Origin of the sequence: Hymenobacter terrenus (genome assembly GCF_000972495.1) — a bacterium.
Classification (GTDB): Bacteria; Bacteroidota; Bacteroidia; order Cytophagales; family Hymenobacteraceae; genus Hymenobacter; species Hymenobacter terrenus.
Genome location: NZ_LATM01000021.1, coordinates 68995 through 80802 on the forward strand (window position 1 = coordinate 68995; position 11808 = coordinate 80802).

The 11808-nt window shown below is 55.7% G+C and carries 10 protein-coding genes; 9 read left to right on the forward strand and 1 reads right to left on the reverse strand.

What is annotated here, in order from left to right; genetic code table 11:
* Positions 1 to 19 precede the first annotated feature (19 nt).
* A complete protein-coding gene (locus WX88_RS19985; RefSeq protein WP_052732888.1) occupies positions 20 to 1753 on the reverse strand; it encodes a M61 family metallopeptidase in 1734 nt (577 codons plus the stop codon).
* A 130-nt stretch (positions 1754 to 1883) separates the two neighbouring features.
* Here WX88_RS19985 and rpmH point away from each other — a divergent pair, with 130 nt between their 5' ends.
* The 9 genes from rpmH to WX88_RS20035 all read left to right on the forward strand — a co-directional run bounded on the left by rpmH (position 1884) and on the right by WX88_RS20035 (position 11388).
* Entirely contained in the window at positions 1884 to 2042 is a 159-nt protein-coding gene (gene rpmH, locus WX88_RS19990) for a 50S ribosomal protein L34 (RefSeq protein ID WP_046246180.1), read from the forward strand.
* 58 nt (positions 2043 to 2100) lie between these two features.
* Positions 2101 to 2541 (forward strand): ribonuclease P protein component, encoded by a 441-nt coding sequence (gene rnpA / locus WX88_RS19995; RefSeq protein ID WP_046246181.1) that lies wholly within the window; start codon positions 2101 to 2103, stop codon positions 2539 to 2541.
* Positions 2542 to 2567: 26 nt separating this feature from the next.
* Positions 2568 to 4262 carry a S41 family peptidase gene (locus tag WX88_RS20000; RefSeq protein ID WP_046246182.1) on the forward strand — a complete coding sequence of 565 codons (1695 nt, stop codon included), beginning with the start codon at positions 2568 to 2570 and terminating at the stop codon, positions 4260 to 4262.
* Between the two features lie 62 nt (positions 4263 to 4324).
* Positions 4325 to 4945, forward strand: coding sequence for a hypothetical protein (locus tag WX88_RS20005; RefSeq protein WP_046246183.1), 621 nt, complete (start codon positions 4325 to 4327; stop codon positions 4943 to 4945).
* A gap of 817 nt (positions 4946 to 5762) precedes the next feature.
* Positions 5763 to 6458 carry a tRNA (adenosine(37)-N6)-threonylcarbamoyltransferase complex dimerization subunit type 1 TsaB gene (gene tsaB, locus WX88_RS20010; protein ID WP_046246201.1) on the forward strand — a complete coding sequence of 232 codons (696 nt, stop codon included), beginning with the start codon at positions 5763 to 5765 and terminating at the stop codon, positions 6456 to 6458.
* Positions 6459 to 6538: 80 nt separating this feature from the next.
* Complete coding sequence (locus WX88_RS20015) at positions 6539 to 7054, forward strand: DUF2480 family protein (protein WP_046246184.1); 516 nt, start codon at positions 6539 to 6541, stop codon at positions 7052 to 7054.
* A 286-nt stretch (positions 7055 to 7340) separates the two neighbouring features.
* Positions 7341 to 8672 (forward strand): APC family permease, encoded by a 1332-nt coding sequence (locus WX88_RS20025; protein ID WP_046246186.1) that lies wholly within the window; start codon positions 7341 to 7343, stop codon positions 8670 to 8672.
* A 74-nt stretch (positions 8673 to 8746) separates the two neighbouring features.
* Positions 8747 to 9988 carry a hypothetical protein gene (locus tag WX88_RS20030; protein WP_052732889.1) on the forward strand — a complete coding sequence of 414 codons (1242 nt, stop codon included), beginning with the start codon at positions 8747 to 8749 and terminating at the stop codon, positions 9986 to 9988.
* Positions 9989 to 10056: 68 nt separating this feature from the next.
* On the forward strand, positions 10057 to 11388 hold the full coding sequence (locus WX88_RS20035) for a serine hydrolase (protein WP_082116171.1): 1332 nt from the start codon (positions 10057 to 10059) through the stop codon (positions 11386 to 11388).
* Positions 11389 to 11808: the final 420 nt, after the last annotated feature.

Below are 11808 nucleotides of genomic sequence, written 5' to 3' on the forward strand. Positions count from 1 at the left end.
CTGACCAGCCGGCCGTACGCTAAAACGTCCAGTTCAGCCACTTGCTAAAACCTTCCTGCTGTGCCGCATCCGCTGTTTCCAGCTTTTCTACAGTGTAGCGCTGCCCAAAGCTGACCCCTGGCACGGCCGCCAGCGTCACCGTCAGCAGTCGGTTTTGACGGAACACACTGATTTCGTAGCTCGCCGCGCCGTTATTAAATAGCGACTGCAAGTTCATATCTACGCGCCGTCCATTCACGGCCACAATTTCATCGTCCACCGTCAGAGCCGTTGCGGCCGGTGAGTTGGGCCAGATGGCGCTTACTTCCGTTCGCTCATTCTTCACCACAGTCCGGAAACCAAATACGCCCTCCGAGGCCGAGCCGTTTTCGGCCACCAGCAGCTGGCAACCCACGGTGTGTAGCACCTTATCCAAGGGTTCGGTTAGCGGTGCAGTGCCGTAGATAAACTTATCGAAATACGCCTGCATGTTGCGGCCCGCCACCTCGTTCACAATGCGGATGTAGTCTGCTTCGGTATAACCAATGCCAGTTTTGCCGAATTCCTCGTATAGTCGCCGCATCACATCGTCGAGGCTACGGGCGTGGCCAGAAAGCTGCCGTAGTGTTAGGTCCAGAATCAGCGCCGCCAGCGCGCCCTTGTGATACACCGACACCTTGCGGTCGGGCACGCCGGACTTGTAGCCGTCGAGCCAGAGGTCCATCGAGGCGTCGGCCAGCGAGAGGTTTTCACTTCCGGCGTCGTCAAAGTGCTTGCGCAGCACGGTGTTCAACTCATCAAAATACTGGTCTGGGGTGCGCACGTGGCTGCGAGCCAGCAAGTATTCGCCGTAATAAGTTGTGATGCCTTCGGCGATGAAGCAGGTACGGAAGTAGTTCTCGCGGCTGTAGTCGTAGGGCTGCATTTCGGCCGGCCGAATGCTCTTGATGTTCCAGGTGTGAAACAGCTCGTGGCAGCTCACGCCGAGCAATTCTTTGTACAAGCCCTCGCTCATAATCAGCTCGGCCGGCCCCAGCACAATCACCGTGGAGTTATTGTGCTCCACGCCGTGGTAGTGTTTGTAGGACAGAAACTGGTTCAGAAAATGGTAGTCCGCCACCGGAAAGCTGCCGAACAGCTTTAGCTGCTCTTCCGAAAAGGCTTTGAAATCGGCCAGAATCTGCGGCCAATCCAACTCGGCCTCCCCTTGCACCCAGATGTGAAATGGCAGGCCGCCAACCTCATATTCCTGGTGTGCCAGGGTCGGGCTAGCAATAAGCGGTGAATCGGCCAGCTGGTCGAAATTCTGCGCGGTCAGCACGTTTGGAGCCGTTTGCGGCAGGCCGCAGGCAACTTGCCAGCCGTCGGGAATGGCCAGCGTCAATTCGCAGGTTTCCTCTTGGCGGCCCTCAACGTACATCAGGGCCTGTACTGGGTTGAGGTACAACTGCGTCTCATCGAGCCAGGAGCCGCCGGCATCCATCTGGTGGGCGTAAAAATTATAGCGCACCCGCACTGTGCGGCCAGCCGTGTTGGCTGCTTCCCAACGGTCCTTCGTGAGCTTGCGGTAGGGGAGAAGCTGGTTGGTATTGGCATCGAATATCTCAACCTTCTGAATCTTTTGCGCAAAGTTTTGTAGCTCGTAACGACCGGGGCGCCAGGCAGGAAGCTGTAGTTCCAGCGGAGTGGTGGCTTCAGCGGGCAGGTTCAGGGTTAGCTCAATCTGTAGGTAAAAGGTGAGGGAATTCTCGTAGGAAATGCGGTATTGAATCATTGCCGAAACAGGGTAAAAGTGTATAAAGCTACTTCAGGTAAGCATGTGATGTGTAAAAGTGGCTGAGGCCCTTGCCTTTTCCAGACAAAGCCCGTACCTTTGCCGGCCCAACTCGAAACTCGACTTTAATATGAAACGCACCTATCAACCTTCGAAGCGCAAGCGCGTTAACAAGCATGGCTTCCGTCTCCGCATGGAAACCGCCAATGGCCGCAACGTGCTGGCCCGTCGTCGTGCCAAAGGCCGCAAGCGCCTTACCGTATCCGACGAAGGCAAGCATAAGCGCTAGGGCTTTAGTGCTTGGTTGTTGGTGCATGGTGCTTAGTAAGTACTAACTGAGCCGCTTTATGCCAGGCACCAAGGACCAAGGAACAAGCACCCGAAAGTACACCTTCCCGAAAGAGGAACACCTGTGCCGCAAGAAGCTCATCGATGAGCTTTTTGGCAAGCAGGGTTCCTCTTTTGGCATTTACCCCCTGCGCATCGTTTGGGTTGCCACCGAGGTACCCACCGTCGAGCCCCCGCAAGTACTGATCAGCGTGAGCAAGCGCACTTTTAAACGAGCCGTCGACCGCAACCGTATTAAAAGGCTCATCCGTGAGGCGTATCGACTTAATAAATATCGGTTGTTGGAGCAACCTAACGGGCACCGAGTCGCTCTTCTTGGTATTATCTTCACGGGCAAGGAAAAAAGTCCACTGACGTTAGTGGAAAAAAAATTAATTTCCGCATTCCATCGTTTGTTGGGCACGTCGGCCGAGGCATCCCCACCGCCGCCTGCCGCGTAGATCCGCTTTCTTGCTACCCGTTGTGTATGACTATTCGTAAAAAACTACTCGCTACTCTGGCCCTGAGCACGCTGGGCTTGGTGTCTTTCCGGGCTGCCTCTGATAATGAGCGATACTTCGAGATTGCCAAGAACCTCGATATTTTCGCCACGCTCTTCAAGGAAGTCAATACCTACTACGTGGACGAAATAACGCCCGCTAAGCTGGTAAAAACGGGGATTGACGCCATGCTACGCTCGCTCGACCCTTATACCAACTATATCCCGGAAGACGATATCGAGGACTTCCGCACCATGACCACCGGGCAGTACGGCGGCATTGGTGCGTCGGTGGTGAAACGCAATGGCAAGACGGTGGTGCAAAGCGCCTACGAAGGCTACCCGGCCCAAAAAGCCGGCCTGCTTCCCGGCGACGAAATTCTTGACATCAATGGCGTAGTAGTCGATAAAAAAACCAATTCCGATATCAGCAAGCTTCTCAAGGGCCAAGCCAACTCGGTGGTAAAGCTGATGGTGACGCGCTACGGGCAGGATAAGCCGGTCGCAATTGACATCACCCGCGATAAAATTCAGGTTGATAACGTGCCCTACATGGGCATGATTTCCGGCGATGTTGGCTACTTCCAGCTCGGCGGTTTTACGGTGGATGCTGGCAAGGAAGTCCGGGCCGCCGTAACCAAGCTTAAGGAGCAGGGCGCTAAGAAAATTGTCTTCGACATCCGCGACAACCCCGGCGGCTTGCTCAACGAGGCGGTGAATATTTCTAACCTCTTCATCGATAAAGGCCTCGATGTGGTGAGCACGAAGGGCAAGGTAACCGAGTGGAATAAGACCTACAAAGCGCTCGACCAGCCGCTCGATACTCAGATACCAGTGGCCATCATCACCTCCAACCGTTCGGCATCGGCTTCCGAAATCGTATCCGGCGTGTTGCAGGACTACGACCGTGCCGTGCTGGTGGGCGAGCGTACCTTCGGCAAAGGCCTCGTACAAGCTACCCGGCCGCTAAGCTACAACTCGCAGCTGAAGGTGACCACCGCTAAATACTACATCCCCAGTGGCCGCTGCATTCAGGAAATTGATTACGCCCACCGCGCCGAAGATGGCACTCTGGGTAAATTTCCTGACTCGCTACGCACGGCTTTCAAAACCACTGCTGGCCGCACCGTGTACGACGGCGGCGGGGTAGCCCCGGATATTGAGGTGCAGGACCGCGAGATTGCGGACATCACGCGCATTCTGCTCCAGAAAAGCTACCTCTTCGATTACGCTACTCGCTACCGCGCCGAGCATCCCAGCATCGCGCCAGCCCGTCAGTTCAAGCTTTCGGATGTGGATTACCAGAAGTTCGTTACCTTCCTGCAAGGCAAGAATCTTAGCTATAGCACCGACGCCGAAAAAGCCCTCACCGACCTCAGCAAGAAGGTGAGGGAAGAAAAACACTACGACGACGTGAAATTGGAACTCGAAGCTGTTCGCAAAAAAATCACCGTGAACAAAGCCAATGACTTGCAACGCTTTAAGCCCGAAATCAAAGAGCTGCTGGAGCAGGAAATCGTGTCGCGCTACTACTTCGAAAAAGGCCGCACCGAAGCCGGCTTCGACGACGACCCCAACATCATCGCCGCCGTGGCCGTGCTGAACGACCCCAACCGCTACGCGGCGCTGCTGAAGCCGAGTGGCCAGGCGGCAAGCGCCCGGAAGTCGGCGGGGACGAAGTAGTTTTGAACTGTGTTAAATCGCAAAGCAGGCGCTGAAAGGTGCCTGCTTTTTATTTATCCATCATGAGTGAAGAAGAGATTTCAATACGTGAGCTTGTCAAACAGCCGAGCATTCTAGCCAAAGTCATTCGCTCGTCATCTGAGCTGAATGGTATTTGCAGTTCCAGAGACTTGCAGCTGGAGCTAGCGCGGCGATTGGAAGTGCTGAACACAGATGCTGCAAAAAGCAGAGCAGCATTCATTCGGAGTCAGGACGCGGGTAGCTTCAGTGCAAATCGAAAGGCATGGGGGATTCCTGAGTTCCCGGAAGAGTTGGTCACCGTTGATGATTTCAACGATGGGTTTTTGTGGAGATTCAGGGCTCATACTACTTCATGGGGTCACAATCAGCAGGCAGACGAGTGGTTTTATACTTCTCTCGAAGCGAGAAGCGTCACTCGTTATGAATTTTGGGAATGTGATGAAGGGCCTGAAAAACTAGGCTTTGTCTTTGTGGTCGATTATAAATCTATTTTGCAGCAGCTTTTGGCTGACCATGTTTATGAGGTTTTGATTAGCCCTGCATTCTCGAAAGAAGAGTTGACACAATACATTGCTCGCTTTTCCGAGCATGAAGAAGACTACTCATTGGAAGAAGTGATAGAGGATTATATCAGTCAAAACCCGAATTATAACGCTGAGTAAAACTCCCTCAAAATCTATTCATCGCTCTGTTCAGTTGTCCGGCATTGCGTGACTGGTAATGGTCAATAATTCCTACTTATCGTAGAAGTTACCTCGCTGCCTCACTTTCATTACTTCGACCAGCAGTATGTCGTCAAAAATGGCGTACAAGACCCGATATCACCCACCCGAATGCGGCAGCTTATCTAGCCTGTGAGCTTTTTGACGCCAGACGGCCGCGGTTCGATTACCAATTCGAGAAGCTTGACTTCTATTCGCTCGGCTGCGGCACCCAGCAGTTTATCTAGTTGTTTCTGAGTCAGGCGGAATAGCTTGATGGTATAAGTTGGCGGAGAAGTGGGCGCAGGCGTGGACTGAGGACTGGGTGGCTTGCGCTGCTTCATGCTGTCAGCGGCCCGGCCTTATCATGTTTTTGCAGACGCGCCCGGCGCTGGCTCATGTACTCCGCTAGTGTAATAGCATTAGCAGAGTTAAAATCTTCAGGATTGGCAGTGCGAGCGGCGGCTAGCTCCTGCGCGTCTAATTCGTCTTCTTGTTCCTCAGTCAGTTACACGATGCACCGGCGTACTACGCTGGGCAGCGCCTGAAATACCGCCATGAACGTTTCAGCGGTAGCTTCAACGATTATTTTGGGCAACTCTCTGGGGCGGGCTGAGGCTGGCGGCGTGGTTAGTTTTGTGGCCCGGCGGGGCGCGAAAGTGGGTTGAGCGGCGGAGGATATGGCAACTGCATCAGGAGGCTTCTACCAAAGATACATGGCGCGCCAAACGAGTTGCTCGCGAGTAGTTGCTTTATAGTGCCAACTTGCATGCAGTTTATGTCCACAGTCCTCCTCTCCCTCGAAACCTCGTCCCCCGTCTGCTCGGTCGCCCTGCACCGCGTTGCCAATGGCTCCCTAATTGGTCAGTCTGAGCTACGGCTGGATAAGTCGCACTCCACGCACCTTACTATTTTAATCGAGCAGCTGCTCGCAAACACGGGGCATTTCCTCGCCGACCTGGCTGCCGTGGCCGTGAGCGACGGGCCTGGCTCTTATACCGGCCTGCGTATCGGGGCCGCTGCGGCGAAGGGCTTGTGCTTCGCGCTGAATATTCCGTTGGTGGCCGTGAGCACACTTAGAGCCCTGACGGCACAGGTGGCGGCCGTCACGACGCGACCCGGAAACTACCTGTATTGCCCCATGCTGGACGCCCGGCGCCTGGAGGTGTACGCCGCCCTCTACCGCCACGATGGGCAGGAGGTATTGGCGCCCACCCCGCTCCTGCTCGATACCGAGACGCTCGCCGAACAATTGGCCCACCATTCCGTGTTATTCTTCGGCCACGGCGCGGCGAAGTTTCAGGTATTGCTGGGGGAGCAGCAGAATGCTGGTTTCCTGGCGGGAATTGAGCCCTCGGCCGTAGCGCTGGGGCAGTTGGCGGTGGCGGCTTACCACCGACAGGAGTTTCAGGATGTGGCGTACTACGAGCCGTTTTACTTGAAAGAAGTATACACTACCACGCCGAAGAAGTAGCGCGGGCTCTGTAGTTCGCGTCCCTGCACCGACTTAGCACTCATTATAAAATACGCGGACTGCCAAGTCCACGCTACATTATGGAACCCCTCTTCGTCAACCGTGTCACCAATAGCGGCCTCGTTACCCTCAATTTGGAAGAGTTTATTCACCCCGGCGAGCGGGTGGTGTACGATATCAAGGAGAACCTTTTCCACGGCCTGATGCTGCGCGAGAAGGACTTCCGCGAGTTCATCAAAACCAACGACTGGGCCCAGTACGAGGGTAAGAACGTGGCCATTATTTGCTCGGCCGATGCCATTGTGCCCACTTGGGCCTACATGCTGCTCGCTACCAAACTCCAAAACCACGCCCATCACTACGTTTTCGGCAATCTTGAAGCCTTGGAGCAGGCCTTGTTTCAGGAAGCAATTGCGGCCATTGATGGTGAAGAGTACCGCGATGCCAAGGTGGTGGTGAAGGGCTGTGGCAACGTGCCCGTGCCCACGTTTGCCTACGTGGCCATCATGCAAAAGCTGCTTCCGGTGGTCAGCAGCGTGATGTACGGTGAGCCGTGCAGCACCGTACCGCTTTATAAGCGGCCCAAAAGCATTTAGTCAGATATTGTAGCCATTCCGAAACGTCTTCCCGGCGTTCCGAAGCCCATTCTCGTCGGCGGAAAGAGGCTTCGGAACGCCGGGAAGACGTTTCGGAATGGTAGGAACGAGCTTCGGGAGTCCGGGAACGATCTTCGGAATGGCGAGCAGTGGCTTCGGAATGCCGGGAACGGGCTTCGAAGGGGTGGGAAGACGCTTCGGAGCCGTGGGGAAGACCATAGAAGCAGCGAAGGCTGAGCTTGAACGGGGGCGCGGGGTGTACTTTTGAGTTTTCGCCACTTGTTTCATGCCCCCAGCTTTGTCCGTTAACGCTTACAAAATCACCTTTCTGACTGGAGCCGCCATCGTCATCGCCAACATGGTGGGAACTGGAGTGTTTACCAGCCTGGGGTTCCAGGTATTAGGCATTCAGAGCGGCTTTGCGCTGCTGATGCTGTGGCTGGTAGGGGGGCTGATTGCCCTGTGCGGGGCCGTATGCTACGGCGAACTGGCCGCGGCCATGCCCCGTTCGGGCGGCGAGTATCATTACCTAGGCCAGATTTATCACCCGGCGCTCGGCTTTTTGTCGGGTTGGGTATCGGCCACCGTTGGCTTTGCCGCGCCGACGGCACTGGCCGCGCTGGCGCTGGGCGAATACGCCAAAAGCCTGTGGCCGGACCTGCACCCCACTTGGCTTTCGGTGAGCGTAGTGTTGCTCCTCACATTGGTGCATGGCAGCAGCACCCGCGTCGGCAGCCGGCTCCAGGTCGTTATTACCGCCGTCAAGGTGGGGGTGCTGGTGATTTTTATTGGTGCGGGCATGGTAGTGGGGGAGGGGCAGCCGCTCAGCTTCGCGCCCGATGCCGCCGGCTGGCATGCCATGCTGAGCCCGGCTTTTGCTGTGTCGTTGGTTTATGTGAGCTACGCGTATTCAGGCTGGAATGCGGCGGTGTACATTACTGGCGAAATTGAAAACCCTAGGCGTAACCTATCCCGCATTCTATTGGCTGGTACGGCCGTCGTGCTCCTATTATATGTAGGGCTCAATTATGTGTTCTTGCGCTCCACGCCGCTGGCCGGTTTGAGCGGGCAGGTTGAGGTCGGTTTCGTGGCGGCTACTTCACTTTTCGGTCCGCTGGGTGGCCGGCTGATGGGCGGTGTTATTGCGGCGTTGCTCGTTTCTACTATTAGCTCGATGGTTTTTGCCGGCCCCCGCATTGTCCAGACCATGGGGGAGGATATTCCGGCCCTGCGCTGGCTGGCGCCCCGCAGCCGCGCCGGCATCCCCGTGCGCGCTCTGCTGCTACAAACGGTCATTACCCTGGCCTTCGTGCTCAAGCCGAGTTTCAAGGAAGTACTGGTCTACGCTGGCTTCGTGCTGAATCTGTTTACGTTTCTCACGGTGCTGGGCCTGTTTGTCCTGCGGTGGACGAAGCCGGAACTGCCGCGCCCGTACCGCGCCTGGGGATACCCGCTCACCCCGCTGGTTTTTCTGGGGCTAAGTGGCTGGACGCTGGCCTTCATCCTGCGCGACAAGCCCAAGGAGTCGCTTTATGGTCTCGCCACCTTGGGCATCGGTTTACTAGTATATTTCCTTACCATGCGCACTACGCGCTCCATGCCTGCTACTCAAGGTTAAAGCAGAACCGTAACTTGTGCGCTCATTCCGAGCGTTGTTCATAGTAGCCCCACTTTTTCTTATTCGTAATTATAATGCATTTACGTACTGCTGCGCGCCGTTTTCTGCCGGCCGCTCTGCTTCTGCTCACCGCCTGTTCCGAGTCAAGTACTAAAACGGAAAAGGCAAAGTCTACCGAAGAATCCATGGCGACGACGGCCGCCCATATGGATTCTACCAAGCCCGGTAGCGCCCAACCCACCGACGCACCTGCCAGCACTGCCACCCCCGATACCGCTTACGCCCACGACGTGGCCATGTTCCTGGGTGGCCTGCGTCCCAGCCAGCACAGCAACCTCATCAAACTCGCCGACCAGCCCACTTGGCGAGCCTTCGCCAAAGACCAGGATAAAAGCTGGGCCAAGTACCGCGCCACCCACACCACCAGCATGACTAAGTGGGCCAAAACAGAGCTTGATTCTGTGCACCAGAGCAGTCCCACCATCTTTTACCCGTTCAGCGGCCCAGATTTTCTGAACGTCTTCACCATGTTTCCCACCAGCCAAACCTACGTGCTGATGGGGCTGGAGCCGGTCGGCAGTGTCCCGGCCCGCACTTCGCTCGAAAATCCGCGGCTGTTTCCCGCCGTCAAAGCCTCGCTTTGGTCGGTACTCAACTTCAGCTTTTTCCGGACTAATGACATGGCCGTCGACCTGAAATCGGTAGAGCTTGACGGCGCCCTGCCACTGATGATGCTCTTCGCCGCCCGCACCGGCAATCAGGTCACCGCCATCCGCTCCGTGCGCCTGGATGCTAGCGGTCAGCTCCAGGCCACTGATACCACCCAGGCCACCGACCCTAAATCGGTCCCCGGCGTTGAAATGAAGCTGCGCGGCCCCGATGGTCAGCCCAAAACCGTCTACTATTTCTCCGGCGACCTCAGCAACCATGGCCTGAACACGAAGCCGGCGCCGCTCGCCTTCGTGCGTTCCCTCGGCCCACTCACGACCTACGTGAAGTCAGCCACGTATCTGATGCATAAACTCTATTTCAGCGAAATTCGCCGCTTGATTCTCCGCAACAGCCGCTACATTCTGCAAGACGATTCGGGCATCGCCATGAAGTTCTTCCAGAAAGGCGCCTGGCAGTTCAACTACTACGGCACCTACCACCGTCCCATCAACCTGTTCGCCAAACACTACCAACCCGAGCTTACCGCCGCCTACACCGACAGTGCCCACCGCCCCAAACCATTACCGTTCGGGACCGGCTACAACTGGCGCCAAACCGACTCCAATCTTCTCCTGGCCCGCCGCTTAATTCCGCTGGCTGATTAAATACTCGCTAAAAACTGCCTCACAGGGCCGTGGTGGCAACACCACGGCCCTTTCTATTTCAATATCCTATGAAAACGCCCACCCTACTACACTATATAATAGGAGCCGCCTTCCTATTAACGATAACAACACTAGCCGCAAACAGTCGCTTGGCTCCCCCTCTTTCCGGAACAGGGGGCCTGCCCCATGGGGGGCTCGTGGGGTCAATGCCCGGCGACTCTCCCTTACTAGACTTCTTATTAAAAGAGAACCCCCAATTATCCCGCGTCGCCACTAATCCCCAATACGAACTCCAGGTCATCTACACCCAAATCAACCGCGACGCCCAAAACCGCCCCACATTCATCCCTCACACCTACCACCTCAACCCCCGTCAGTACTTCAACCCCGCCAGCCTTGTCAAGCTCCCCGTCGCAGCCCTCTCCCTCGAAAAGCTCGAGCAACTTAACAGGCCCGACGTCACCCGCCGCACCATCATGGTCACCGGCACGGCTTACCGCTGCCAAACCCCCGTTCCCTTCGCCGCCCCTGCCGATTCTGACCAAACCACCACTGTTGGCAACTACATCAAGCGAATGCTCCTTGTCAGCGACAACGTGGCCTATAATCGTCTCTACGAATTCCTGGGTCAGCGCTCCCTCAACGCCCGTCTCGCCCAACTCGGCTACCCCAACGTGCGCATCACTCGCCGCTTCGCGCCCTGCGACACCACCGCCAACCGCCACACCAATCCCATCAGCTTCCATACCCCGCAAGGTGATACCATATATAAGGAGGCCGCTAAAGTGAACCCGCAGCCCTACATCAGCCCCCTCGGCCGCGTCGTAAAAGGCCGCGCCTACCAAGTCGGGCGCCGCATCATCCGGAAGCCCTATGATTTCACCGCTGCCAATCACCTTCCGCTAGCCGATGTCACCACCCTGCTCCAGAGCATTCTTTTCCCTGCCACCGTCCCCGAAAGCCAGCGCCTTACCCTCACCGCTAATGATTACGCCTTTCTCCGCCGCTACCTCCATGCTCCGCCGCACGAATCTGGCTTCCGTCCCTACGCCCCCGTGCGCTACTTCGATGCCTACAAGAAGTACCTCTACTACGGCCGTAACCCAGAGCTTCCTACTGAATCCATCCTTCGCATCTACAATATAGTAGGCATGTCACACGGCTACCTCTCCGATATCGCCTACTTCGCCGACTCCCTCCACCAAGCCGAATTCATGCTCAGTGCCGTTCTCTACGTCAATCAAGATGGTATCATCAATGATGGCGTCTATGAATACGACTCCATCGGCCTGCCCTTCCTCGCTCAATTAGGTCGCTCCATCCAGCAATACGAAGCGAAACGCCCCCGCCAATTCCAACCCAACCTAGCGGATTTCTTCGCTCCCGAACCAATCCGCTAAAATCCCTAAAAAGCTGATAAGCTTAAGTTGCTGATTTAGAATCAGAGCGCCTTCTCAAAATGCTGCTCGCTCATTCTAACTCGCAGAAATCTTTAAACACGCCTTTGCTGATCGAGAAAAACCCACTACTTTTGCAATCCCAAATCGTCAAACGGACGTCGGGTTCCCTAAAAGAAAAAGCTCTCGAAGAAAATTGAGAGGTTACGGAACTTCACGAACCTCCAGCTTGTCTGGCCTTTCGTGCCGCCTGAGCAAAGTCTTAGAAAATATTTTTTCGAAAGGCCTTGTGGAAGCCGAAAAAAGCGCTGTACCTTTGCACCCCGCTTCAAATAGGAAGCGGAAAGCTTGAAAAGCGAAAGAAGCAAAATCAAAAACTATTTTTCTTCTTTTGCTTGTATCACGAAAAGTTTTTCATACCTT

Excerpts from the sequence above, each read along its gene's own strand:
- WX88_RS20015 (WP_046246184.1), top strand. The coding sequence starts at position 6,539 with ATGGAACCCCTCTTCGTCAACCGTGTCACCAATAGCGGCCTCGTTACC.
- WX88_RS20025 (WP_046246186.1), top strand. The coding sequence starts at position 7,341 with ATGCCCCCAGCTTTGTCCGTTAACGCTTACAAAATCACCTTTCTGACT.
- WX88_RS19985 (WP_052732888.1), bottom strand. The coding sequence starts at position 1,753 with ATGATTCAATACCGCATTTCCTACGAGAATTCCCTCACCTTTTACCTA.
- tsaB (WP_046246201.1), top strand. The coding sequence starts at position 5,763 with ATGTCCACAGTCCTCCTCTCCCTCGAAACCTCGTCCCCCGTCTGCTCG.
- WX88_RS20005 (WP_046246183.1), top strand. The coding sequence starts at position 4,325 with ATGAGTGAAGAAGAGATTTCAATACGTGAGCTTGTCAAACAGCCGAGC.
- WX88_RS20000 (WP_046246182.1), top strand. The coding sequence starts at position 2,568 with ATGACTATTCGTAAAAAACTACTCGCTACTCTGGCCCTGAGCACGCTG.
- rnpA (WP_046246181.1), top strand. The coding sequence starts at position 2,101 with ATGCCAGGCACCAAGGACCAAGGAACAAGCACCCGAAAGTACACCTTC.
- rpmH (WP_046246180.1), top strand. The coding sequence starts at position 1,884 with ATGAAACGCACCTATCAACCTTCGAAGCGCAAGCGCGTTAACAAGCAT.
- WX88_RS20030 (WP_052732889.1), top strand. The coding sequence starts at position 8,747 with ATGCATTTACGTACTGCTGCGCGCCGTTTTCTGCCGGCCGCTCTGCTT.
- WX88_RS20035 (WP_082116171.1), top strand. The coding sequence starts at position 10,057 with ATGAAAACGCCCACCCTACTACACTATATAATAGGAGCCGCCTTCCTA.